Here is a 23,265-nt window from a genome sequence, read left to right on the forward strand (position 1 = left end):
TTACAGGGTTATGACAGAATCGGTCGATTCCGATGAAAAAGTGGCACTTTGCTTTGATTCCCGCGCGGCCTGCACGCGGTTACGTCCGGCGTCTTTGGCGCGGTACAGCGCCTCGTCCGCCTGGCTGGCCATCAGCAGGCTGTCGGAGTCTTCGCGCAGTTCGACGATGCCGGCGCTAAAGGTGCACCAGAGGTCTTGAGGCTGAGCCGGGTAGTGAATTTCGGCAAAGCGCTGACGGATTTCATCGAGCACCTTATAGGCCGATTCCAGATCGGTGTCTGGCATGACGATGGCGAACTCTTCACCGCCGTAACGGCCGATGAAGTCGGTCTTGCGCAACCGCTGCTTGAGGAACAGCGCCAGGCTCTTGATCACCCGGTCGCCCATGGGATGGCCGTGGCTGTCGTTGACCCGTTTGAAGTGGTCGATGTCGAGCATCGCAAAGCTCAGCGGCTTGTTCTCGCGACGGGCGCGGAATGAACAGTCTTCGAGCAATTGCAGAATGTGGGTGTGGTTGTACAAGCCGGTCAGGCTGTCGCGCACCATCCGCGCTTTCAGATTGCGCGCCCGCGCTGCGCGGTTGCGCACGGTGGTAATCAGGTGCCGTGGCTTGATCGGTTTGGTCAGGAAATCGTCGCCGCCCTCGCTCATGGCATCGAGCTGCTTGTCCAGGTCATCTTCGGCTGAAAGATAAATGATCGGCACGCTGACATAGCGGTCGTTATGGCGGATCACCTTGGCCAGTTCAGTGCCGGTGCAGGCCGGCATGTACATGTCGAGGATGATCAGGTCTGGCTGGAAATCCGCCAGTTCGGCCATGGCCTGGATCGGTTCGATCAAGGTCCGCGTGACGATCCCGGCGCTGTTGAGCAGGCGTTCGGTGTGTAAGACCTGGGCGCGGGAGTCGTCGATGATCAGCACTTTATAGGGTTCGTACTGGGCGACGCAGGTCAGGACTTCGATCTTTTCCAGCAGGCTCGAGGCTTCGAGGGTGCCAGTGAGAAATTCCTGGCCTCCGGCGCGCACGGCGGCGAGGCGGGTCGGGGTATCGGTTTCGTGCAGGCTGAAGAAAAGTAGCGGTAACGGTTCATCCAGACCGATTTGGGCTTCAGCTGCCAGTTTCAGACCGATGCCGGCGCCACTGAAGTCGACATCCATGACAATCGCTGCCGGCAAGCGCTCGACCATCGAGGAGCGAAACGCCGCAACGCTGTCCAGGGATTGGGCACTGAGCCCGAAGAATTCAAGTTGCTTGGCCAGCCGCTCGGCCCGGTCATGATCCTGCAACATCACGTAGATCGGTTTGCGCAGCGGCGGCAGAAAGGTTTGTTCGAGCTGATCGCCATGGCGCAGGCCGGTGCGGGACAGACGCTGCATCAGGCGATTGAGGTCGGTGATCAGTCCGCTGCTCAGGCGTCCGCGGTTGGCGTCGACCGCCTCCAGAGACTGGCCGATGTGGCGTGCCAACTGGGAGTGTTCCGGTTGTTCGAACCGCTCGGCAAAACGCAGCAGGCGCAGGTTGGCCTCACTCAGCTCCGACAAGTCGGTGGTGGACCATTCGTTGCGTTGCAGGCGTTGCCATATCTCAAGAATCTGACGTGCCTGATGAATTACCCGCTGGGCAAAGTGGTGCTTGAGGCGCTCACGGCTGGGGTCTTCTGGCTCGGTCATATCCTGACTACTAGTTAGGGTGCATGCTGAGATCGACTGATGGCTCTATGCTAGCACCTCTTTTCGATTGCATGAGTGTCGTATGTCAATAATCTGCAAAGCGACTTCATTCAGTTTTCGACCGACTGGTCCTATAGACATCAGAACTGTGCGCTATACATGTAGCAGCTGGCGAAGCCTGCGTTCGGATGTTCGGCTGTTCGGCTGTTCGGCTGCGCAGCAGTCGTAAAACCTGAGCGCGAAGTCTTCCTGAAACACCGCATGGTCTGATTTCACGACTGCTGCGCAGCCGAACGCAGGCTTCGCCAGCTGCTACAAGGGGCGTGCTTCATTTATAGTGGCACCTCGACGATGCGATTGTGTGGCTCAGTGCTCCGCGCAGATTAATGCGCGGCAAAATGAGGCACGATGGCGTAGGGTTGTGGTCGAACCGATGAACTCAAGTGATTGAAAGGATATCGCCATGCTGGACTGGAAGAACCGTACGGGCAGCGCGCCTGAACGTGCCGCTGAACCGAAATCGGCCACCCGCAGTTATTTTGGCGGCCTGTTGTTCAGCCGGGCGCTGGCCACTCTGATTGGCCTTTACCTGCTGGTGGCGATCGCGCTGGGCTGGTACTGGAGCCAGGAGCCGGCGCTGTTCCCGGTTCAGCAGAATGCCCAGGTGGCGGCCGAGAAAGAAGGCAAGCAGATGGTTGTCGGGTACACCACGGTGGAAACCCTCAAGACCGTCGCCGGTACCTTGCTGACCAAGCCGGGTGGCTATATTTCCAACGACCGTTTCCCGCCGGGCCTGTGGATGGACAATATGCCGAGCTGGGAATATGGCGTGCTGGTCCAGGTCCGCGATCTGAGCCGCGCGCTGCGTAAAGACTTCGCCCGTTCCCAGTCGCAGTCCGCCGAAGACGCCGACCTGGCCAAGGCCGAGCCACGATTCAACTTCGACAACAAGAGCTGGGTGCTGCCATCCAGTGAGTCCGAGTATCAGGAAGGCATCAATTCCCTGAGCCGCTATCAAGCACGTCTGTCGGGGCCTGACCAGAAAAGCGCGCTGTTCTATGCCCGCGCCGACAACCTGAACAACTGGCTGGGTGATGTGGGGACCCGTCTGGGTTCGCTGTCGCAACGGCTGTCGGCCAGCGTTGGTCGGGTCAAGCTCAATACGGCACTGAAAACCGAAGTCCCGGCGCTCGGTCAGGTGCCGCAGGTTGACGAAGAAGTCGTCGAAACCCCGTGGATGCAGATCGATAACGTGTTCTACGAAGCCCGCGGTCAGGCTTGGGCGTTGTCCCATCTGCTGCGCGCCATCGAAGTCGACTTCGCCGATGTGCTGGCGAAGAAAAACGCCACGGTCAGCGTGCGCCAGATCATTCGCGAGCTGGAGGCTTCGCAAGAGCTGGTCTGGAGCCCGATGATTCTCAACGGCAGCGGCTTCGGTGTGCTGGCCAACCACTCGCTGGTCATGGCCAACTACATCTCCCGGGCCAACGCCGCGGTGATCGACCTGCGTCAACTGCTCAATCAGGGCTGAGTCATGGTCGATAGCTCCGTCGATGACATGCGTGAGGCCGCCCATCGCGCGGCCTCCGACGCCGAGCAGATCGCCTGGGTCGACGAGCAGGACAACCTGCTCGGCGCTCTGGTCCGCTCCGACCTGCGCGAACGCGGGCTGATCGGGCGCGGCACCTACATCATGCTGTTCAATTCTGCCGGTGAACTGTGCGTACATCGGCGCACCCTGAGCAAAGCGATTTATCCCGGTTTTTGGGATGTGGCGGCCGGCGGCATGGTGCTGGCTACCGAGACTTACGCCGAATCGGCAGCCCGTGAGCTGGAAGAAGAGTTGGGCGTGAGCGGTGTGGAACTGACCGCTCATGATCACTTTTTCTTCGAGGACACCGGCAACCGGCTCTGGTGTTCGGCGTTTTCGGCAGTGTGGGATGGCCCCTTGGTCCTGCAGCCAGAAGAAGTGCTTGAAGCACGCTTCATCCCGATCGATCAGGTCCTGCTGGAAATCCAGCAAAAGCCGTACTGCCCGGACTCTTTGGCGGCCTTGAAGCGGTATCTTCGCGCCCAAGGGGATAACGTCGCAAAAGAGCTATAAATTGGCGCCGATTGGCTCTTAGCAAGTCGGCTTTTTGCCGTTACACTGCGCGACCTTTTCAAGCTGAACCGGCATGGCTTTCTGTAGGAGCTGCCGCAGGCTGCGATCTTTTGACTTTAGCTTTTGAGTCAAAATCAAAAGATCGCAGCCTCGTTGCACTCGTCAGCTCCTACACTGGGTTTTCCGTTTCAGTAGCGCTGCCCCTGCCTGAGTGGGGCTTCGCGGTCGATGGCATCTGCCACGACCAGTCTTTGTCCTCCCAAGAGGATTGCCGGTGGCCAAAAAAGCCGCATCCTTCGCCGCCCTTGGTGGCCTGGTATTTTCCACCGACGCAGGTCGTCATTGCCCCGATTGCCGTCAACCGGTGGATGCCTGCATCTGCAAACAAACCGTTATCCCGGCCGGCGACGGCATCGCTCGCGTGCGTCGCGAAAGCAAGGGCCGTGGCGGTAAGACGGTGACCACCATCACCGGAGTGCCGTTGGCCGAAGACGCGCTCAAGGAACTGGCCACGACGTTGAAGAAACGTTGCGGGACGGGTGGGGCGTTGAAAGACGGGATCATCGAAATCCAGGGCGATCATGTCGAGCTACTCTTGGCTGAACTGATCAAACACGGTTTCAAGGCGAAGAAGTCCGGCGGCTAGCAGCCTCTGTGAAAACCACCCGCGGCTTGATCCAGTCCTGACTTCTATTGCGGTCTGGCGTCGTCTCCATGGTTTTCACAGAGCCTGTTCATGACCGGTTTCTAAACTCACTGCGGTCAGCGAGGTCTACCCCCTCGTTGACGAACCGTCATTTTCATTCTTTAGACTGCGCCGGCCTGAACTCAAGGCGACGCTCTATGACTTCATTTATAGGGGACTTCGATGTCCGTACGACGCACACGCAAAGACGATGGCAGCCAATGGACAGTTGCGGACAGCCGCAGTGTTTACGGGATTCGCCATTGGGGGGCCGGGTATTTCGCGATCAATGACGCCGGTCGCGTCGAAGTTCGTCCGAACGGCCCGACCAGTTCGCCTATCGACCTGTTCGAGCAAGTCGACCAACTGCGCAAAAGCGGTTTGTCCTTGCCGTTGCTGGTGCGTTTCCCTGACATCCTGCAAGACCGCGTGCGTCAGCTGACTGGCGCGTTCGACGCCAACATCGAGCGCCTGGAATACCAGAGCAAGTACACCGCGTTGTACCCGATCAAGGTCAACCAGCAAGAAGCGGTGATCGAAAATATCATCGCCACTCAGGACGTTTCGATCGGCCTTGAAGCCGGCTCCAAGCCGGAACTGCTGGCGGTGCTGGCATTGGCGCCGAAGGGCGGCACCATCGTCTGCAACGGTTACAAGGACCGCGAGTTCATCCGCCTGGCGCTGATGGGCCAGAAGCTCGGTCACAACGTGTTCATCGTGATCGAGAAAGAATCCGAAGTCGGTCTGGTGATCGAAGAAGCGGAGTCGCTCAAGGTCAAGCCGCAGGTCGGCCTGCGCGTGCGTCTGTCGTCCCTGGCGTCGAGCAAGTGGGCAGACACCGGTGGCGAAAAATCCAAGTTCGGCCTGTCGGCGGCGCAACTGCTGTCGGTGGTCGAGCGTTTCCGCGCGGCGGGCCTGGATCAGGGCATCCGCCTGCTGCACTTCCACATGGGTTCGCAGATCGCCAACCTGGCGGACTACCAGCACGGCTTCAAGGAAGCGATCCGTTACTACGGCGAGCTGCGCAACCTCGGCCTGCCGGTGGATCACATCGATGTCGGCGGTGGCCTGGGTGTCGACTACGACGGTACTCACTCGCGTAACGCCAGTTCGATCAACTACGACATGGACGATTACGCCGGTGTCGTGGTCGGGATGCTCAAGGAGTTTTGCGACGCGCAGAGCCTGCCGCACCCGAACATCTTCTCTGAAAGCGGCCGCTCTCTGACCGCCCACCACGCCATGCTGGTGGTGCAGGTGACCGACGTCGAGAAACACAACGACGACGTGCCGAAGATCGATAACAAGGAAGAACTGCCGGAAACCGTGCAGTGGCTGGTTGACCTGCTCGGCCCGACCGACATTGAAATGGTCACCGAGACCTACTGGCGCGCCACGCACTACATGAGCGACGTGGCCACTCAATACGCCGATGGCAAGCTGACCCTGGCGCAAAAAGCCCTGGCCGAGCAATGCTACTTCGCCGTGTGCCGCCGCCTGCACAACTCGTTGAAGGCTCGTCAGCGCTCCCACCGTCAGGTGCTCGACGAACTCAACGACAAACTGGCCGACAAGTACATCTGCAACTTCTCGGTATTCCAGAGCCTGCCGGACACCTGGGCCATCGGCCAGGTCCTGCCGATCCTGCCGTTGCACCGTCTCGACGAAGAGCCGCTGCGCCGTGCCGTGCTGCAAGACCTGACCTGCGACTCCGACGGCAAGATCAAGCAGTACGTCGACGAGCAGAGCATCGAGACCAGCCTGCCGGTGCACGGTCTGAACGAAGGAGAGGACTACCTGTTGGGGATTTTCCTCGTCGGTGCCTACCAGGAAATTCTTGGCGACATGCACAACCTGTTCGGTGACACCGATTCGGTGAACATCTACCAGAACGCGGACGGCAGCGTGTACCACGCCGGTATTGAAACCCACGACACCATCGAAGACATGTTGCGTTACGTGCACTTGTCGCCGGAAGAGCTGATGACCCACTACCGCGACAAGTGCGCCAGTGCCCGCATCAGCGCCGCCGAGCGCACCCAGTTCCTCGATGCCTTGCGTCTGGGCCTGACCCGTTCGTCTTACCTGTCTTCTTGAGGTAAGGCTCCGTTCTCATCAGGTTGTCTGAAAATTCTCTGTACGTTGCGGAAATTTCAGATGACCTGGTGCGGCACTTCTTTTTTTTCAAGCGAAATCACCCACATGCTGGGCTATCCAAGCGATGTGGTCTTCTTTTCGCGTAGGTCATTTCCTAAGTTGTACTTCGGCACTCTACTCGGCCATGTCTCTCAGCGAGAATCCCCGGCCGCCCCTCCTTTAGAGAATCGCCGATGTTCGATCCAGTCAACGAGCCGTCATTTCGTCTGGATGTAGCGGGTCTGCCCGACCCCTTTGAAGTCTTGGCCTTTACCGGTAGTGAAGCCATCAGCGAGCCTTTTGTGTTCGACGTGGAACTGCTGAGCGATGACCCGACGCTGGACCTCGCAAGCCTGCTGTACCGCTCGGCCTTTTTGCACTTCGGGCCCGAGGGGCAGGGTATTCACGGGCAGTTACTTGGCCTTGTTCAGCACAGCCATGGCGGTGAACCCAGGCTATGTCGTGTGCGTCTGGGACCCCGGCTGGCTTGTCTGGCGCAGCGCTTCAATCAACGAATTTTCAGCCATCGCTCGGTGCCGGAGATTCTCGCTCAGGTGCTCAAGGAGCATGGCATTGCCGGCAAGGATCACCGCTTCGACCTGAGCGGCGATTACCCGCCCCGTGATTTCTGTACGCAGTACCGGGAATCGGATCTGCACTTTCTCCAGCGCCTGTGCGCCCAGGAACGGCTTCATTACTACTTCGAGCATCGCGCACGCGGGCACTGTCTGGTTTTCGGTGATGGCCTGGGGCAGTTTCGTCGTGGCACAGAGAGCGTCTTCGAGGATGGGGGCGAGCGGCCCGGTGTGCATCAGTTCAAGCTTCACGGCTGCGGGCAGATTGCCGAAGGCCGGACGAACCTGGCAACGCTGCGCAGCGGTCAGCTGATGCCGCTGTCCAGCCATCCGTGCGCGAACTGGAATCGTCTCTGGCTTCTGACCCATGTCGAGCATCAAGGCGGGCAGGGGCCGGGGCTTGCCTATAGCAACCAGCTGCGCGCCATTACGCAGGGAATGCCTTTCGTGGCGGCTCATTCGCTCGTGAAACCCAGGATGCACAGCCTGCAGCGGGCGTGGGTGGTCGACGTCGGTGAGTCTCGACCCGATCCCTCCAAACCGGTTGCCGTGCAGTTTGACTGGCTTTATCAAGGCGAAGGCGCAGCCCCCAGTCACTGCTGGTTGCCGTTGGCTCCCGAGTTGGAAGGCTCGGGTGTCTTGCCGTTGAGTGAAGGCGCGCAAGTGCTGGTGAGCTTTCTCGAAGGCGATCCTGATCAACCCTTGATCAGCGGGTTTCTTCCCGGACCATCGTCCAGCGCAGAGTCCGTCATGCCCGACCTGCTATCCGCCTCGACGACTGAAGCCAGCCGCGTGGTTGATGGTTTATTGAGCTTGCTGCAATCCAGCGAACCCTTGGTGCTCCTGTGTCTGCTGCCCGGCGGGGGCAGTTTCAGTCATTGCGCGCAATCTTTTTGCACTTGCCGGGCAGCGACGCTGCTTGGCCAGAGCGGTGCGGCATGATCGCCGCTCAGGCGCCCGACTCGACCCCGCAATGGCTGTTGCTCGATGTACCGGGCGTGCCTGGGGCCGGTGCGATGCTGCGGCAACAGTTTGCTCATGCCCGATGGTTCTGGCTGTTCGAAGGCACCGAGTTTCACCCGTTGCGTGAGCACGGGCCGGCGTTGGTGGACCTTAGCGAATGCCCCGCACTGGCTGAGTCGTACCCAAGTGAGGCACCTGTCTGGAGCGGGTTGCTGTTGGTCAGTGACGCACCGCCATCGCAGTTGCTGGAGCATTTGCGACGCATGCTCACAGTCACCTTCAGTCTGCATCACCGGGCCTTGTTGAGTTACTACAACCCTCAAACGGCGAGTTATTTTTTTGATGCCTGCGATGCGCAGGAACTCAGTCGCTGGCTCGGTCCGATCGACCAGTTGCGCTGGTTCGGCGGTACCTGGGCCGACCGGGCCGTGGGCTGTCAGGGCTGGCAGCAGCTGTTCAATCCGCGGCTTGCCGTCAGGCCGCTGGCCATCGAAGAGAACCTCAGCCCGCGTCAGCGAGACACCTTGCAAACCTGCCTGCTGGAACAACACGCCTGGCGCTGGAGCCGATCCACCGGGACCGACTACAACTGTTTGTGGGCCTATCTGCAGGAAGGGCTGGCGCTGGATTTCAGCGAACGCCCGGTGCTCGATGGCTGGTTATGGCTGCGCTTGCAGCACCCCGACGCCGTGCCCCGGTTACCGTTGCCGGGAATCACCCAACAGGAGCGTCTCGATAGCCTGCGCAGCCTGTGGCAGAACGATCAACCCTGAACGAGCTGACGACCCGTCCCCTCGTCATCCTTTGAACCAACTGTCGTTCTTGCGCAAATACCAGGCGAATACGCCAAGGGTCAGGCTGCGTAGCAACATGAACAACAGGAAGGTTATCCAAAGTCCATGGTTACCCAGGCCTTGCAGCGCCCAGGCGAAGGGCAGCAGCAGGATCACCGTCAACAGCATGCCATTGCGCATTTCCCGGGCGCGGGTGGCGCCAATGAACAGGCCATCGAGCAGGTAACTCCAGACGGCAATCAGCGGCAGTGCGGCAAGGTAAGGCAGGTAGATGAACGCGGTCTCGCGTACGCTTTGAATGTTGGTCTGCATCTCGATGAACAGGTGCCCGGCGAACAGAAACAGCAAGGCAAACCCCAGACTCGCCAGCAACGACCAACCGCACGCCACCACCAGTGAGCGCCGCAGGGCCTCTCGATCGCGGGCACCGATGGCGTGTCCGCACAGGGCTTCCACGGCGTGGGCCAGACCGTCCAGCGCGTGGGCGGTCAGCAGCAAGCCGTTGAGCAGCAAGGCGTTGGCGGCGACCGTGGCATCGCCCAGCCGCGCACCCTGGACGGTGATCAGGAAAAACACTGACTGCAATGCCAGGCTGCGGATGAAGATGTCGCGGTTGACCGCCAGTAATGGGCGCCAGCTCTGCCACAACGCCAGCGCAGCCCAGGCGATATGGCCGGGATAGGCGCGCAGGGCTTTGCGAGTCATGAACAGGCCGATCAGCGCGCCGGTCCACTCGGCGATCACCGAGGCCCGCGCTGCGCCGACCACGCCCCACTCCAGGCCGAGCACGAACCACAAGTTCAGCGCGATGTTGACCAGGTTGGTGCCCAGCAGAATCGCCAAGGGTGCCCGAGCGTTCTGGGTGCCGAGAAACCAGCCGACCAACGCATAGCTGGCCAGCGCCGCCGGCAAGCCGAACAGTCGCGTGTGGAAGAAGTCGCGGGTCAGTTGATCCAGCTCTGCCGACGGTTGCATGAAGTGCAACGCGACCCCGCTCAACGGCACGCCCAGCGCGCCCAACAGAATGGCCAGGCCCATGGCCAACAACAGACCTTGCAGCAAAATCTGCCGCAACGCTGCGCCATCCCCGCGTCCGGCAGCCTGAGCGGCGAACCCGGTGGAACCCATGCGCAGAAACCCCATGGCCCAGGCGAGAAAGGTATACAGGCTGGCGCCCACCGCGACGGCGCCGAGCTGATGAGCATGAGGCAGATGGCCGATGACGGTACTGTCGACCAGCGCTACCAGCGGTACGGAAATGTTCGAGAGAATCATCGGGGCGGCGAGCGCCCAGACTCGACGATGGGTCGGACGGTCGCGCCAGTCGGCAATCAGGTTGGGCATGCAGGCTCCTTGGGGGCGCCTGCATTGTAGCGACACATTCGCAATCTACATCGATCCAATGTGGGAGCGAGCTATGTGGCGAGGGGGCTTGCCCCCGTTCGGCTGCGAAGCAGTCGCAAAATCGGCGCATGCAGTGAACTGAAGAACAGCGATGACCGCACTTGGGGTCGCTACGCAACCCAACGGGGGCAAGCCCCCTCGCCACATAGCTCGCTCCCACAGGGGATGGTGGGGTTAGTGAACGATCCAGCTCAGCAACCACAACCCCAGCAGCAACCAGATAATCCCCATGATGATCGATGCGTTCATGAAGGCGCGGATCGCTGCCCACAGCAGCATCAGCCCGATGATCAGCGTGATGATGCTGACGATCGAAGTGTCCATGCCCAGGGCCTGGGCCAACCCTTCGACAAAATTGCTGCCGGCGTTGCTCAACAGGTTGAACAGACCACTGAGGGCATCAATGATGAACCGGATGGCCGAACCGATTATCTGGCCGAGCCATTCGAAAAAGCTTTCTACCTGCATGTGTACGTCCTGATGGAATGGTGGCGTAGTTGCCGGATCCGAGCCTTGGGCTATTGATCGTGCTGTCGAGTTCCCGTAGGAGCTGCCGAAGGCTGCGATCTTTTTGAGTATGGCGCAAGTGCGCAGGCACAACGCTGCCACTTGCCTTCACCCGCCATCCCCCTGAAGCTATACGCCTTCAGGAGAGCCCGATGAACCTTGTTGAACTGACCGAACGCCTGCACGCCATTCGCGACCGCAATGACTGGCGGCAATTTCACAGCCCGAAAAACCTGGCCATGGCCGCGAGCGTGGAAATGTCCGAGCTGGTGGAGATTTTCCAGTGGCTGACCGAAGCCCAGTCGCGCGAGTTGCCGGCGGACAAGCTCGCTCATGTCGGGCAGGAAGTCGGCGACATCGTGCTGTATCTACTGCTGCTGTGCAGCGAGTTGGGGTTGGACATGAATGAAGTGGTGCGCAGCAAACTCGCGGACAGCGAACGGCGGTTCAGCTGATGAGCGACCGTCATTTCGATCAACTGGCGACTCGCTTCGCCGAAAAAATCTACGGCGGCGCCAAAGGTGCGATCCGTCTCGCCGTGCTGCAGGCCGATCTGGCCGAAACCCTGCCGGACCGCCCGTTGCGCGTACTGGACATCGGCGCCGGCCTGGGCCACATGTCGTTGTGGCTGGCCCAGCGCGGTCATCAGGTGACCCTGGCCGAACCCGCCGAACCGATGCTTGAAGGCGCCCGCCAGCGCTTCGCCGAAGCAGGGCAGACGGCGACGTTCATTCAGGCGCCGTGGCAAGATTTGCTCGGTCAGCTCACCGAACCCTACGATCTGGTGTTGTGCCACGCCGTGCTGGAATGGCTGGCCGAACCCCATGCGATTTTGCCGGTGCTGCATCAGTTGACGAAACCTGACGGCTGGTTGTCCCTGGCGTTCTACAACCGCGATGCGTTGATCTACCGCAACCTGCTCAAGGGTCATTTCCGAAAGATGCGCAAGAACGACATGGCCGGCGAGAAGCAGAGCCTGACTCCGCAGCAGCCACTGGATCCACGGGAACTGGCGGCGCAACTTGAGAGCATGTGGCAGGTCGAAACCCAGAGTGGGGTGCGGGTTTTTTACGACTACATGCCGGTGGAATTCCAGGCCCGCGTCGAGCTGTCGGACTTGCTGGAAATGGAACTGGCCCACCGCCGTCACCCAAGTTTCGCCGGGCTTGGGCGCTATTTGCACTGGATCTGTCGGCCGATCTGACCGGAGCGCGAAATGAAATGTCGTTCAGGGTTACTGGTGATCTGTCTCGGGTTGGCGGCCTGTCAGGGCCGCAACCCTTATGTCGCGACGTCCAATCCCCTGCCACCGGCACCGCCCCAGGCCGCCGCCACCTTCGACCGCAGCGCCTACCCGGCGCCGCCACGGGACTACGGCCGCTACCGCAGCTGGGCCTGGCTCAACGGGCGTCTGCCTCCGGGCACGGCCTGGGCCGACTCGGCGCAAGTGGCCGAAGCCGTCAGCAATGCCCTCGATCAACGCGGCTTGCGCCCGCTGCACGACAATCGCCCGGCCGACCTGTTGGTCAGCGCCGACCTGCACGTGGAAACCCGCTTGCGTCAGGTGCAGGACGGCTCTGGTTACGGTGGCGGTTACGGCGGGGGGTATTACGGCGGCGGTTATGGCGGTTACAACCGCTACGGCAACGGTTACGGCATGTACAACACGGTGCCGGTCATCCGTACTTATCAGGTCCAAGTCGTGGTGGTGCGGGTCGATCTGTTCGACGCAAGCACCGGGCAACCGGTGTGGAGTGCCAGCGCCGAAACCAGCAGTCAGGGCACCCAGAGCGAGCGTGCCGATGCCATTCGCGAAGCTGTCGAAAAGGCTATGTCGGCGTATCCTCCTAATTAGCTTCCTGTTAAGGAGGCATCCCGCTGGATCATGTCTTCAATCGGAGAAAAATCATGTTCCGCCGTCTCGCTTTACTGGCCATGGCCGCGCTGCTCACTGCCTGCGCCGCCAACCAGGTCAATCATGACTTCGATGCCAGCCGCGACTTTGCTGCCTATCGTAGCTGGAGCTGGAAAGAGCCCGCCGTGCAATACCGCCCCGATGACCCGCGGATCAAGAGTGACCTGACCGAACAACGTATCCGCCAATCCGTTGCCGATCAGCTGGACCAGCGTGGCTTGCGTCCGTCCGCCGCCGGTGCCAGGTCGGATCTGAAGGTGCAGACCTACCTGATCGTCGAAGATCGTCAGCAACAGGTGACCACTCACTATGGCGGTGGTTGGGGTGGCCCATGGAATGGCTATTGGGGCGGGCCGATGTACAACGAAACCCGCAACGTCAGCTACAAGGTGGCGACCATCCAGGTCGACCTGCTCGATGGCAAGGACGGCAAACTGGTGTGGCGCGGCAGCGACGAGCAGACGCTTAGTCGCACACCGAATCCGCAGGACCGCAGTAATACGATCCGCGAGACGGTCGGACGGATATTGGCTAACTATCCACCGCGCTAAAATAACGCCGCAGATCCACTGTGGGAGCGGGCCTGTGGCGAGCGAGCTTGCTCGCGTTGGGCTGCGTAGCGGCCCCAAAAATCTGACAACCACTGCCGATTTTTGTGAGTGCTACGCACTCAAGCGGGAGCAAGCTCCCTCGCCACAGGTTTCTCTGATTCAAGACTCTCTTTTGTGAACAGTATTGCCCTCCCACATTGGGTTTTTGTTGTCCGGAATGGCGTGTTGCCAGCAATCTGGCGGACCCGTGTCTACACTGCTTCTCACCAATGGAGGTAGCCCTCGGCGGTTTGCCGGCAAAGGAGTGCGCCATGTCTCCCTGCTTGCAGTTTCGTAGCCCGGCCCGGCAACGGGGAGCTATCGGTTTGATGGCGGTGCTGACGCTGGGCATGGCCTTGGTGTTCCTGCTGATTGTGGTCGACAGTGGCCGTCTGTACCTGGAAAAACGCCAGTTGCAGCGGGTGGCGGACATGGCCGCGCTGGAGGCCGCCACGCGCAACGGTGATTGCGCCGTGGGTGCCACCGCTACCGCTTATGCCACCGCCAGCGCAAACCGTAACGGCTTCACCCTTCCTGACGCCACGCGCAGCCTGGCGGTAGCCTGTGGCACCTTGAGCCTGGACGCCAACAATCTTCGGGTATTTGTTGCCAATCCGAGCAGCAGCGAAGCCATTCGGGTGATCGTCAGCCATTCGATCCTGCAGAGTTTCGCCAGTGGCATTGGCGCCCTGTTCGGCGGTGCTCCAGCCGGGGCGACCCTCAACCTGACCGCCACCGCCGTCGCGGCGTTTCCGCCACCGCTGGCATCGCTGACCATTCGCACTACGGTGCTGACAATCGATACCAGCAAGTCGGCCACCCTCAATGGGTTGTTCGGCGGTTTACTGGGCAGCAATCTGAACCTCTCCGTGGCAGGCTGGAACGGTTTGGTGAGCACCAACATCAGCCTGCTCGGTTACCTCGATCGGCTGAAGGTTGACCTGGGCCTCAATGCCGCCGGGTATGACCAGGTGTTGGGCACTTCGGTGGCTGTCAGCCAGCTGATCCAGACCGCGGTCAATGTGCTGGACCCCGGCGGCACCCTCGGCGCGACGGCGACCATCGTCGGTCTGCAAGCACTCAAGGTTGCCGCTGGCTCAACCACCGTGGTGCTGGGCAATATGCTGCACGTCGAGAACGGCAGCAACATGTCGGCGTTGGCGACAAACGTGAGCGTGTTCAACCTGATCGAAGGCATCGTGCAACTGGCCAACAAGAAAAACGGTCTGGTGGCAACGCTGCCGATCAATCTGGCGGGGCTGGCGCAAATCACGGCCCGGGTGCAGGTTCTGGAGCCGCCGCAACTCTCCGCGATCGGCAATCCGAAAAACGCTGCGCTGGATCCACTGGGCCCCAATCGGATCTACGTGAGAACCGCGCAGGTTCGCACATTGCTGTCGATCGACTTGCCAGCACTCGACGCCATTGTGGCACTGGTCAATGCGGTGACCGATCTGGCAGGACCGCTGACCAACACCCTCAATGCCTTGCTCAATCTCAACCTGGTGGCGGTGCTCAATTCACTGACCTGTGCCTTGGGCGTGCCCTGCCAGACACCCGACATCATCGTGTTGCCGGGGCCGATACGGCTCGATGTGGCGCTGGAGGTCGCCAGTGCCAGCAGTTACGTCACGGCCTACAGCTGCGTCAGTAACACCAACAAAACCCTGACCACCAACACCAGTACATCGCTGGTGAACCTGAAAATCGGCCGGATCGATGCGGCCAGCATGTTCGGCAGCAACACCACACCGCCGGCGGTCACGGTGCAGCCGTTGAAGGTGATCGATATCGGGATCAAAACCTGTCGCAGGATTCTGTTCTTGCCCATCACCTGCGATCCGCGTGTGCCCGGCGTCGGTGGTGGCATTGATATCGTTGCCGACACCAGCGTGGCGGCGAACGCCAACATTTCCCACGTCTACTCCGCACCACCCGCCACCAGCCTGCCGGAAATCAATCAGCCACCGTTCTACTACTCGTTTTCCACCAGCAGTATTGTCAGCAGTCTGCTCGACACGCCGCTTAACATTCACGTGGACATGTATGGCCCGTCGGGCAGTCTTGTCAGCGGTTTGGGGATGATCCTGAGCAGCGTGACCACTTTGCTGGTCAGCGCAATCAACAGCGTGCTCAGTCCGTTGCTCGACAGCCTGATCAACACCTTGCTGGTAAGCCTCGGAATCGATTTGAACAAGGTCGACGTCGGTGCCAACCTCAGCTGTCACTCGGGGCGCGCGACGCTGGTGATCTGATCGCCCGTGGCAATCGGCAACTCAATACAAAACCGCGCGCCCTCGGTCGAGTTTCTGACACTCAACTTACCGCCCATGTTTTCGACGATGCCGTAACTCACCGACAATCCGAGCCCGGTGCCGACGCCCACCGGTTTGGTGGTGAAGAAGGGCTCGAAAATACGCTCCAGCAGCCGTGGATCGATACCGCCGCCGTTGTCCTCGACCCACAGTCGCACCGAGTGTTCATCACGTTCGGCATACACCGAAATCCACGGTTTGAACTCCCGGTCGGCCTCGCGTTTGCTCAGCAGCGCATCCCGCGCATTGACCATCAGATTGATCAGCACCTGTTCCAGCTGATCGACGTAACCGCGCACCTGCACTTCAAATCCGGTCTCGCTGACTCGCAGATCGACGCCTTTGCCGCGCATGCCTTCGGACAGCAGTGACAGCGTGCCCTCGATGGCTTGAGCCGGATTGAACGGGTGCTGCTCGATTTCCGAACGCCGACCGAACACCCGCATGTGATCCACCACCCGCGCCGCGCGCTGGACTTGCGCGTCGATGCGGTTGAGCTTGTCTGTCAGGTAATCGATTTGCGCATCGCCGTTACTCAGGCGCTTGAGCACATTGACGATGGCCATGCGTATCACGTTCAGCGGTTGATTGATTTCATGGGCCAGCCCGGTGGCCATTTCGCCGAGGGTGGCCATCTTCGCGCTCTGGGTGAGTTGCTGCTGGGCACGCCGGACCTCGGTGTTGTCGCGGCCCACGGCCTGAATCTCCAGCAAGCGGCCCTGCTCGTCGAATACCCCGCGATCCGACCAGACCCACCAGGCGTGTTCCCGTCCCGGTAGTTGCAGGTTGATTTCCGCGGTGCTGACCGGGAACTCCGGGCTCAGCCGACTGAGCCGCTGGAGGAACGCTTCGCGCTGTTCCGGTGACATCCAGCTGCCCAGGTTCACCCCCGGCAATTGCTCGGGCTGGCATTCCAGGTAGGTCGCCAGCGGGCGGTTGCCGAAGGTCAACGTCAGGTCTGGAAGGTAGCGGCAGATCATTGCCGGGGAATCTTCCACCAGGATCCGATAGCGCTCTTCACTCTGTTTTACTTGCTCGGCGGCCAGGGTCGCCTCGGTGACATCCAGCCACAGCCCCACGGCTTCCACCGGCAGCCCGAGGTCATCGCGTAGCAGTTTGGCTTCGTCGAGCAGCCAGTGGTAATCGCCACGACTGTCGCGCAGCCGATAACGGGCGCGCACCGAACCTTCGCGCAGCAGTTGCCGGGTGCGCTCGAAATAGCAGTCGCGGTCCTCGGGGTGGACCCGTTCCACCAACGTGCCGGCGGCGCAATCGGCGAGCGACCAACCGAGCAGCGGCAACAGGCTGTCGCTGAAAAACGTCGGTTGCAGCGCACCTTCGACATAGCGCTGCACATAGATCACTGCCGGTGAACTGGCGATCAGGTTGTCCAGCCGGGCATGGGCGGCGGCAGCGTCCTGCTCCTGATTTTTGATGTCACTGATGTCGAGCATGAAACCCACCAGCCGCCGGTTTCTGCCGATGCCCAGTGCTTGCCCTTGCAGTCGATACCAGATCGGCGTTTGCGCCGCGTCGGGGCGATGCAGGCGCACGCACAGCAGCAATGGCGCGCCTTCGTCCTGCAAGGTTTGCAGGCGAATCGTCAGTTCTTCACGGTCGGCGGGGTGGATCTGTTCGAGCCAGTCGTGCAGCGGCAAACGAGTACTCGCAAGGTTCAGCGTGCTGGCCAGCGACGGCGCCAATTGCACCTCGGACTGGTCGCTGAAGACCTCCCACCAGCCGGTGCCGAGCAAGGCTTGCAGAGACACCAGCCGCTCCAGTTGCAGATGGTGCTGATGCTCGCGCAAGCGCTCAAGCAGCGGCCCGGCCAGGGCGGCGGAGAGTTGCAGCCAGTCACGCTCACTCAGGTCGGGGGCACGCTGTTGCACCGGGTAGAAACCACAGAGCAACCAGGCGACCACGCCCTGGGCATTGTGATAGGGCACCGCGAACCCTTCGGCATTGCCGAAGATGCTTTGCAGGCGCGGATATTCGCTGGGGGGCAGTTGTTGGGGGGCGGAGCCATTCAAACTGTCGAGGCCGGTGCCCAGGCGTTGATTGATTTCCCACAATAGGGGCGCATCGAAGGCCGCGTAATGCTGGTGGATCAGCCAACCCTCTGCCTGTTCGTCGAGCAAGGCCATGGCCATGCACGGGATCTGAAAGCGCTGGGCCAGACCTTGCAGTTGCTCCGCCAACACCTCGGGCAGGCGCGTCAGGCTGCACAGTCGCAACTGTTCGCTGACCTGCACCGCGAGCAACTGGCATTGTTCGCGGCTGCGCGCTTGTCGGCGTTCGAGCAACAGGTCGCCGATGTCGATCAACTGCAACAACCACTTTTCGCCCAACGGCTGCACCCAGCCACGCAAATGCAGCGGTTGTTCGCCGAGGCTGAAAAAGTCCAGGTCCAGGCTTTGTCCCTGCCAATCGGCAGGCGCGCCTTCGACCGACAGGCCGCTATGGGGCATGAGGTAATCAAGCAAATGCGGTGCCTGCGCGTCGGGCATTTGTTGCGCCAGCAGATGCCGCAGTGGGCCGGTCAGCTGAATCACTCGGCCTTCGTCATTCAGATGCAGCTGCAAACCGACACGTTGCACGCTCGGAGTGTCCGCACTGTTCGAGGGCTGCGGCGGTTGGCGATTGAGCAGGCGCCCGAAGAGCTTGTCCCCGGAACTCAAAATTGCAGGCTCGATCGGGCGGTAAGGGTCGCCGGCAGATTGGGCACCGAGCCGATCCCCGGCAGCACCAGGAACGGCAGGACTTGATTCAGTTTACTGGTGGGGTAGTTGATGGTGACCGTCAGCACGCCGCCGGTGTAGGTGGTACTGGCGTCGGTGGCTACATTGAAGTCCAGCGCGGCGGGAATCCAGGCCAACTGCCGGGTCAGTTCGGTGGTCGCTATGTTTCTGACAGCGGTGTCGTAATTGGCGGTGCTCGGGTCCAGCGCCACACTGCGGCGCACCGCTTCGGCCGTCGATTGATTGAACGATTGCATCAGCAACAGCGGCAGGCTGTAACTGACCAGCCCATAAAACACGGCGAAAAAGATGATGAACACCAAGGCGAACTCGATCGCCACGGCACCTTTTTGTTTGCGGGGGAGGCCTGTTTTCATGAGTGCGTCTACCCTGACCATCACTGCGTAACATCAGCATAGAATCATTCAGCCAAAACGGACGTTTTTTACCGGATGCAGAACTTTGTCCTACTTATCTGGCTGACGCTTTGCGCAGCACAGGATGTCCGGGAGCGGCACATCGCCAATGGCCTGACCCTTGGCGCGGGTGTGTTGGCGCTGGCCTATCTGTTGTGGACGGGCACCACGTGGCTGGGGGCCGAGGCGGTGCAGGGCGGCTGGGCTTTTTTGTTGGCATTGGCCTTCACCTTGCCCGGTTATGCATTGAGGCGTCTGGGGGCAGGGGACGTGAAACTGATGGCGACGCTGGGCCTTGCGACGGACGGTATGCACCTGCTCGGCGGTTTCATCGGCGCCGGATTGGCCAGTGTGTTCTGGCTGCTGCTGGCGCCAAGAGTCTGGCTGTATATGGGCCAGAGGCTTAGGAATCGTCTTCGCTATCTGGGGCCTGGAACGTCAAAAAAGCAGCCTTTTGCACCGTTCGTATTGGTGGGCATGTTGCTCACACTGGCCTGGATGCATTAGTCACCGGGCACCATTCGTTCTATGTACATAGTTGGAAAGTGCGTCTACTTTCAACACAGTAGTTGTGGCTGTCGGTACAGGAGCGGTCAAGCCTGACCAGGCATGGAGTGACACGTGAACAAGCTTACCTCGGCAGTAAAAGTCCTTGTGGTCGATGATGAGCCGTTGATTGTCGAAGAGCTTTGCGAGTTCATCGAGCGCAATGGTTATCGCTGTGTTCCTTGTCGGTCCGGCAAACAGGCGATCGAGCGTTTCAATGAATACGTGGATGTCGGCCTGGTGCTCTGTGATTTGCAGATGCCTGACATGGATGGCATTCAGCTCGTGCAGGCGCTGCAACGATTGTCCGGTAAGCACCGGGTGTTCGAGGCGATCATGCTCACCGGGCGTGCAGACAAGCAGGATGTGATCAAGGCATTGCGCGCCGGGTTTGCCGATTACTATCAGAAACCGATTGATCTGGCTGAGCTGCTCGAAGGTTTGCAGCGCCAGGAAGTGGCCTTGCAGGAGCGGCAGAAAAACCTGCAGTTGGGGCATTTGAGTCAGAAGTTGCAGTACCTTTGTGAGTCGATCGATGAGCTTTATCAGGATCTGGACAAGGTTCGTCGGGGGCCATCCTCGGTGCCTGTGTCAGATTCGGCTGACGGTGCGCTCAGTGAGACAGAGCAGGTGGCGATGCCGGCGGTTTTCAATCAGCTGTCGCCGCGGCAGTTGGAGGTGGCGCGGTTGGTGGGCAAGGGGCAGACCAATTATCAGATTGCCTGTGAGTTGGGGATTACCGAGAACACGGTGAAGCTTTATGTGTCGCAGGTGTTGCGGTTGACGCATATGCATAATCGCACGCAAGTGGCGTTGGCGTTGTCGCCTGGTAATGCCGCTGCGCGGCGGCTTACTGCGCACTAGTCGAGTACGCCGATCAACTGTGGGAGCGGGCTTGCTCGCGAAGGCGGCCTGACAGCCGACCTGTATTTTGTTGACTGAGTACATATCCATTTCTGCGGTAACGGCGGCTTATGGTTTCGCCCTTACGGCGAGTCCCTTTTGGCAAACGCCCCAAAAGGAACCAAAAGGTCTCGCCCCAAGCGTCCGGCCCCTCGCTAAGGCTCGGCGTTCCTTCGCTCCGGTATCCATCTGGGGGCATCGCCCTACGGTCTGCTTCGCTACGACCTACATGCGATGGGTTCGACTGCGTCGAACGGCGCTGCGCGCCAATCCCCAGATGAACACCTCCACTCAGCCTCCCGAAGGGGCGGGTGGATCAAAATCAAAAGCCAGATCAAAAGCTGCAGGCGAGCTAACGTTCGGCCTGTTGAGTGGTGAGGGGCGGGTGTACGCCGCTCCACTGTGGGAGCGGGCTTGCCCGCGATGGCGGCCTTACAGGCAACGATGTTTATCGATCGGTAAAAACATCAGAACCTTCCCACATGTTTTTCAGGTTGTCCGTCGGAGGCTGCGTCTCTAGCCTTTGTCCGTCGCTGACAATTCAGCGTCCGGGCGTCGCGGCTCGATTCTTGAGGCATAATCGTTCCACCGAACAACAACACTTTTGGGTGTCTGTCGTTTCGTGTCATGGCGACTGTGCGCGGGATACCTTCGGGTATGCCGAGCAAGCCTCAGGGATCGGTCCGCGAACCCGCGTACAGCTGCCACCCCAAATTGCGTCGCGGCAATTTGGAAGTGGTTCCATTTCATCCCAGAGGTGTAATCATGTTCAAACCAACCCCGAATCCCCCAGAAACCGTGGCCCGCAAGCCAAGCACGATGTTTGTCGTCGCGCCCGAAGTTGATAATGAAAGCCTACTGGCCCATGTCTGCGAATCACTGGCCTCGGCCAGCGTCATGACCAGCGACATTGCCGCGTATGTCGAAGCCCCGCAGCGGCATACGATCCTGGCGATTCAGCAGGTCATCATGCTGGCGGAGCTGGCAGTGAATCGCGTGCTGGATAACGTCGACGTACCAAAACCCGCGCCACACAGCTGATCCCTTGTAGGAGCGAGGCTTGCCCGCGAAGGCGATTTCGCATTCAACATGGATGTCGACTGACACACCGCTATCCCGAGCAGGCTCGCTCCCACAATTGAATCGAGTGCATCTGCGAGGGATTGCTTGGCTGTCAGGTCGCCTTCGCGGGCAAGCCTCGCTCCTACAGGATCGCCGTTGTGCTTTTTAATGAGCAAAGGCCCGGGCCAAAGCGGTGAAGCCGGGGCCGGCCAGCACGATCAGCAACGCCGGGAAGAGAAACAACATCATCACGACGGACATTTTGGCGGACATCTTGGAGATGTATTCCTGCAGGCGAGTCAGGCGTCGGTCATCGAGCAGCAGTTTGAGTCCCAGCAGTGATTTCATGGCGCCGCCGCCCTGGTGGATCAACTGCTGAAGAATCACGCAGGTGTCGGTGAACTCGTCCACCGCCAGTAGTTGGGTGGCCTTGTTCAGTTCTTCGCCCAGTTCCAGACCGGAATCGACCCGGGCCAGTACCAGGCGCAGCTCGTGAGTCAGGGCCGGCATTAATTGTTTGCCCTCGATGCTCAGTACCCGCAGTGATTGTTCTACCGCCATGCCGGATTCGAACAGGATGCGCAGCAGTGGAATGAAGGTTGAAATCTCGATCGCCAGTTGTTTTTGTCGACGGTTCGCGGCGGCGGCCAGCAAGCGCTTTGGCAGCAGGTAGCCCAGGGCGGTGGCGAAGGCCGGGGTGATCCAATGGTTGTTCACTTGCGGGAAGAACACGCTCTGGATCAACAAACTCAGGGCCAACGCAAGCACCGGTATGCCGATCTGACAGGCCGCGAATAGCGAGCGTTGCCGGGCGCTGCGCCAGCCGAGACGGTTGAGCAGCATCTGGGTTTCGTTGTCCAGTTTGACCGAGCGCTGACCGATACGGCTGTCGCCCAGCACTTGCAGCCAGTGACTGACGCGATGGTCGCTCAGCGGTTTACCGTCCAGTCGTTGGGCCACCTGACGAGCACGCCGGTGCTGGTCCAGCAGACCACTGAGCAGCAACAGCGTGGCCGCCAGAAACAGCAGTGCGCTGATCAGCAGGGCTATTTTCATACGCTACGCAACATGCGCCACAGCGCCAGGCAGCCCACGATCTGCAGGCCGAACGCGGTCGCGAGCATCATTTGCCCCGAGCTGCTGTTCCACATGGCGAGCAGGTATTTCGGATTGGACAGCAAGAAGTAAGCTGCGAGCCCCACAGGCATCAGGGCCAGCACCACCGCTGTGATGCGGGTTTCGCCCGTCATGGCGCGCAGTTGGCGCGCAGCCTGGTCTCGTTCACGGATCATTTTGATCAGGTTCTCAAACAGCTCACTGGCATTGCCGCCGTAGCGGTGATTGACCTTCAGGCCCAGCGCGAACAAGCGAAACTCGTCTTTCTCGTACAGTTCGGCGAAGTCCGTGACAGCATCAGGCAGGCTGACGCCCAGGTGCACGTTGCGTTGAATCCGGCCCATGGCGTTTTTCAGTGGGTCTTCGGCGGCGTCGATGGCGACCAGCACCGCATCGGCCAGGGTGCGTCCGGACTTCAGACTGCGCACCGTGTGATCGAGCAACGGCGGCAGTTGTTCGATCATGCGCTTGAGCCGGCGCTGATAACACCAACTGATGTACAGTCGCAGAGCCAGGGGCGGCGCCAGCAACAACACCAGCAAACCGATCCAGCCCGCGAGGGTAACCCCCAGCAAGACGCCCAAGGCCCAGAGCAACAGCCACGATCCGAGGCGCTCGGTGGGACGACCGAGGCCTGCGCGTAGAAAGGCCCGTTCCAGGCCGGTCCAGGATGATTTTTCCACCGTCAGTTGCGGTTGCCCCTGCGTCAGGCGACCGAGGGTTCGATCGATGCCGGTCTGGCGCAGACCGTTGTAGAACAAACGGATCGACAGGCCCAGCAACGTCAGGCAAATCAGGATGAGCAGCGTCGGTTTGAGCATGCCG

General features: G+C 60.5%; 21 protein-coding genes. 14 read left to right on the forward strand and 7 right to left on the reverse strand.

Features of this window, described 5'->3' with window-relative positions; all coding sequences use genetic code 11:
* Positions 1-1,671 (reverse strand): diguanylate cyclase GcbA, encoded by a 1,671-nt coding sequence (gcbA, locus tag ACA044_RS03365; RefSeq protein WP_497445150.1) that lies wholly within the window; start codon positions 1,669-1,671, stop codon positions 1-3.
* Positions 1,672-2,134: 463 nt separating this feature from the next.
* Here gcbA and ACA044_RS03370 point away from each other — a divergent pair, with 463 nt between their 5' ends.
* The 6 genes from ACA044_RS03370 to ACA044_RS03395 all read left to right on the forward strand — a co-directional run bounded on the left by ACA044_RS03370 (position 2,135) and on the right by ACA044_RS03395 (position 8,907).
* Positions 2,135-3,202, forward strand: coding sequence for a DUF2333 family protein (locus tag ACA044_RS03370; protein ID WP_497445151.1), 1,068 nt, complete (start codon positions 2,135-2,137; stop codon positions 3,200-3,202).
* Between the two features lie 3 nt (positions 3,203-3,205).
* Positions 3,206-3,775: an NUDIX hydrolase gene (locus ACA044_RS03375; RefSeq protein WP_497445152.1), complete on the forward strand. Its 570-nt coding sequence runs from the start codon at positions 3,206-3,208 to the stop codon at positions 3,773-3,775.
* Between the two features lie 274 nt (positions 3,776-4,049).
* A complete protein-coding gene (locus ACA044_RS03380; protein ID WP_105340398.1) occupies positions 4,050-4,421 on the forward strand; it encodes a translation initiation factor Sui1 in 372 nt (123 codons plus the stop codon).
* A gap of 222 nt (positions 4,422-4,643) precedes the next feature.
* Complete coding sequence (gene speA, locus ACA044_RS03385) at positions 4,644-6,557, forward strand: arginine decarboxylase (protein WP_497445153.1); 1,914 nt, start codon at positions 4,644-4,646, stop codon at positions 6,555-6,557.
* Positions 6,558-6,790: 233 nt separating this feature from the next.
* The gene (locus tag ACA044_RS03390) at positions 6,791-8,113 is read left to right on the forward strand and encodes a contractile injection system protein, VgrG/Pvc8 family (RefSeq protein ID WP_497445154.1); all 1,323 of its coding nucleotides are present in this window, start codon (positions 6,791-6,793) and stop codon (positions 8,111-8,113) included.
* On the forward strand, positions 8,110-8,907 hold the full coding sequence (locus ACA044_RS03395; RefSeq protein ID WP_497445155.1) for a DUF4123 domain-containing protein: 798 nt from the start codon (positions 8,110-8,112) through the stop codon (positions 8,905-8,907). Before ACA044_RS03390 ends, ACA044_RS03395 begins: the two co-directional genes overlap by 4 nt.
* A 24-nt stretch (positions 8,908-8,931) precedes the next feature.
* Here the strand turns inward: ACA044_RS03395 and ACA044_RS03400 are convergent, their stop codons facing one another.
* On the reverse strand, positions 8,932-10,272 hold the full coding sequence (locus tag ACA044_RS03400; protein ID WP_497445156.1) for an MATE family efflux transporter: 1,341 nt from the start codon (positions 10,270-10,272) through the stop codon (positions 8,932-8,934).
* A 234-nt stretch (positions 10,273-10,506) separates the two neighbouring features.
* A complete protein-coding gene (locus tag ACA044_RS03405; protein WP_008011267.1) occupies positions 10,507-10,800 on the reverse strand; it encodes a hypothetical protein in 294 nt (97 codons plus the stop codon).
* Between the two features lie 191 nt (positions 10,801-10,991).
* On the opposite strand from ACA044_RS03405, the gene ACA044_RS03410 reads away from it, so the two are divergent.
* From ACA044_RS03410 to ACA044_RS03430, 5 genes are all read left to right on the forward strand, one after another.
* Positions 10,992-11,294, forward strand: coding sequence for a MazG-like family protein (locus ACA044_RS03410; RefSeq protein ID WP_305423773.1), 303 nt, complete (start codon positions 10,992-10,994; stop codon positions 11,292-11,294).
* The gene (locus ACA044_RS03415) at positions 11,294-12,043 is read left to right on the forward strand and encodes a methyltransferase domain-containing protein (protein ID WP_497445157.1); all 750 of its coding nucleotides are present in this window, start codon (positions 11,294-11,296) and stop codon (positions 12,041-12,043) included. The genes ACA044_RS03410 and ACA044_RS03415 overlap by 1 nt, the downstream gene beginning before the upstream one ends.
* 12 nt (positions 12,044-12,055) lie before the next feature.
* Positions 12,056-12,694 carry a DUF4136 domain-containing protein gene (locus ACA044_RS03420; protein WP_497445158.1) on the forward strand — a complete coding sequence of 213 codons (639 nt, stop codon included), beginning with the start codon at positions 12,056-12,058 and terminating at the stop codon, positions 12,692-12,694.
* A 53-nt stretch (positions 12,695-12,747) separates the two neighbouring features.
* A complete protein-coding gene (locus ACA044_RS03425; protein ID WP_497445159.1) occupies positions 12,748-13,305 on the forward strand; it encodes a DUF4136 domain-containing protein in 558 nt (185 codons plus the stop codon).
* Positions 13,306-13,616: 311 nt separating this feature from the next.
* Positions 13,617-15,599: a pilus assembly protein TadG-related protein gene (locus ACA044_RS03430; protein WP_497445160.1), complete on the forward strand. Its 1,983-nt coding sequence runs from the start codon at positions 13,617-13,619 to the stop codon at positions 15,597-15,599.
* Here the strand turns inward: ACA044_RS03430 and ACA044_RS03435 are convergent.
* Positions 15,569-18,337: an ATP-binding protein gene (locus ACA044_RS03435; protein WP_497445161.1), complete on the reverse strand. Its 2,769-nt coding sequence runs from the start codon at positions 18,335-18,337 to the stop codon at positions 15,569-15,571. The genes ACA044_RS03430 and ACA044_RS03435 overlap by 31 nt on opposite strands.
* A complete protein-coding gene (locus ACA044_RS03440; protein WP_497445162.1) occupies positions 18,334-18,774 on the reverse strand; it encodes a TadE/TadG family type IV pilus assembly protein in 441 nt (146 codons plus the stop codon). Before ACA044_RS03440 ends, ACA044_RS03435 begins: the two co-directional genes overlap by 4 nt.
* A gap of 75 nt (positions 18,775-18,849) precedes the next feature.
* Between ACA044_RS03440 and ACA044_RS03445 the strand changes: the two genes are divergently transcribed.
* The 3 genes from ACA044_RS03445 (at position 18,850) to ACA044_RS03455 (ending at position 21,303) form a co-directional block, all read left to right on the forward strand.
* On the forward strand, positions 18,850-19,320 hold the full coding sequence (locus tag ACA044_RS03445; RefSeq protein ID WP_497445163.1) for a prepilin peptidase: 471 nt from the start codon (positions 18,850-18,852) through the stop codon (positions 19,318-19,320).
* 114 nt (positions 19,321-19,434) lie between these two features.
* On the forward strand, positions 19,435-20,223 hold the full coding sequence (locus tag ACA044_RS03450) for a response regulator (RefSeq protein ID WP_497445164.1): 789 nt from the start codon (positions 19,435-19,437) through the stop codon (positions 20,221-20,223).
* An 804-nt stretch (positions 20,224-21,027) separates the two neighbouring features.
* Positions 21,028-21,303 (forward strand): DUF6124 family protein, encoded by a 276-nt coding sequence (locus ACA044_RS03455; RefSeq protein WP_497445165.1) that lies wholly within the window; start codon positions 21,028-21,030, stop codon positions 21,301-21,303.
* A gap of 186 nt (positions 21,304-21,489) precedes the next feature.
* Here ACA044_RS03455 and ACA044_RS03460 read toward each other — a convergent pair whose 3' ends face one another.
* Both ACA044_RS03460 and ACA044_RS03465 read right to left on the reverse strand, forming a co-directional pair.
* Positions 21,490-22,380, reverse strand: coding sequence for a type II secretion system F family protein (locus ACA044_RS03460; RefSeq protein WP_497445166.1), 891 nt, complete (start codon positions 22,378-22,380; stop codon positions 21,490-21,492).
* Positions 22,377-23,261: a type II secretion system F family protein gene (locus tag ACA044_RS03465; RefSeq protein WP_497445167.1), complete on the reverse strand. Its 885-nt coding sequence runs from the start codon at positions 23,259-23,261 to the stop codon at positions 22,377-22,379. The genes ACA044_RS03460 and ACA044_RS03465 overlap by 4 nt, the downstream gene beginning before the upstream one ends.
* Between the last annotated feature and the right edge of the window lie 4 nt (positions 23,262-23,265).

This window comes from Pseudomonas sp. LBUM1673 (assembly GCF_059695645.1).

What these genes read in the sequence shown, in the direction of transcription:
- gcbA (WP_497445150.1), bottom strand. Translation starts at nt 1,671, where the DNA reads ATGACCGAGCCAGAAGACCCCAGCCGTGAGCGCCTCAAGCACCACTTT.
- ACA044_RS03370 (WP_497445151.1), top strand. Translation starts at nt 2,135, where the DNA reads ATGCTGGACTGGAAGAACCGTACGGGCAGCGCGCCTGAACGTGCCGCT.
- ACA044_RS03375 (WP_497445152.1), top strand. Translation starts at nt 3,206, where the DNA reads ATGGTCGATAGCTCCGTCGATGACATGCGTGAGGCCGCCCATCGCGCG.
- speA (WP_497445153.1), top strand. Translation starts at nt 4,644, where the DNA reads ATGTCCGTACGACGCACACGCAAAGACGATGGCAGCCAATGGACAGTT.
- ACA044_RS03390 (WP_497445154.1), top strand. Translation starts at nt 6,791, where the DNA reads ATGTTCGATCCAGTCAACGAGCCGTCATTTCGTCTGGATGTAGCGGGT.
- ACA044_RS03395 (WP_497445155.1), top strand. Translation starts at nt 8,110, where the DNA reads ATGATCGCCGCTCAGGCGCCCGACTCGACCCCGCAATGGCTGTTGCTC.
- ACA044_RS03400 (WP_497445156.1), bottom strand. Translation starts at nt 10,272, where the DNA reads ATGCCCAACCTGATTGCCGACTGGCGCGACCGTCCGACCCATCGTCGA.
- ACA044_RS03405 (WP_008011267.1), bottom strand. Translation starts at nt 10,800, where the DNA reads ATGCAGGTAGAAAGCTTTTTCGAATGGCTCGGCCAGATAATCGGTTCG.
- ACA044_RS03410 (WP_305423773.1), top strand. Translation starts at nt 10,992, where the DNA reads ATGAACCTTGTTGAACTGACCGAACGCCTGCACGCCATTCGCGACCGC.
- ACA044_RS03415 (WP_497445157.1), top strand. Translation starts at nt 11,294, where the DNA reads ATGAGCGACCGTCATTTCGATCAACTGGCGACTCGCTTCGCCGAAAAA.
- ACA044_RS03420 (WP_497445158.1), top strand. Translation starts at nt 12,056, where the DNA reads ATGAAATGTCGTTCAGGGTTACTGGTGATCTGTCTCGGGTTGGCGGCC.
- ACA044_RS03425 (WP_497445159.1), top strand. Translation starts at nt 12,748, where the DNA reads ATGTTCCGCCGTCTCGCTTTACTGGCCATGGCCGCGCTGCTCACTGCC.
- ACA044_RS03430 (WP_497445160.1), top strand. Translation starts at nt 13,617, where the DNA reads ATGTCTCCCTGCTTGCAGTTTCGTAGCCCGGCCCGGCAACGGGGAGCT.
- ACA044_RS03440 (WP_497445162.1), bottom strand. Translation starts at nt 18,774, where the DNA reads ATGAAAACAGGCCTCCCCCGCAAACAAAAAGGTGCCGTGGCGATCGAG.
- ACA044_RS03445 (WP_497445163.1), top strand. Translation starts at nt 18,850, where the DNA reads ATGCAGAACTTTGTCCTACTTATCTGGCTGACGCTTTGCGCAGCACAG.
- ACA044_RS03455 (WP_497445165.1), top strand. Translation starts at nt 21,028, where the DNA reads ATGTTCAAACCAACCCCGAATCCCCCAGAAACCGTGGCCCGCAAGCCA.
- ACA044_RS03460 (WP_497445166.1), bottom strand. Translation starts at nt 22,380, where the DNA reads ATGAAAATAGCCCTGCTGATCAGCGCACTGCTGTTTCTGGCGGCCACG.
- ACA044_RS03465 (WP_497445167.1), bottom strand. Translation starts at nt 23,261, where the DNA reads ATGCTCAAACCGACGCTGCTCATCCTGATTTGCCTGACGTTGCTGGGC.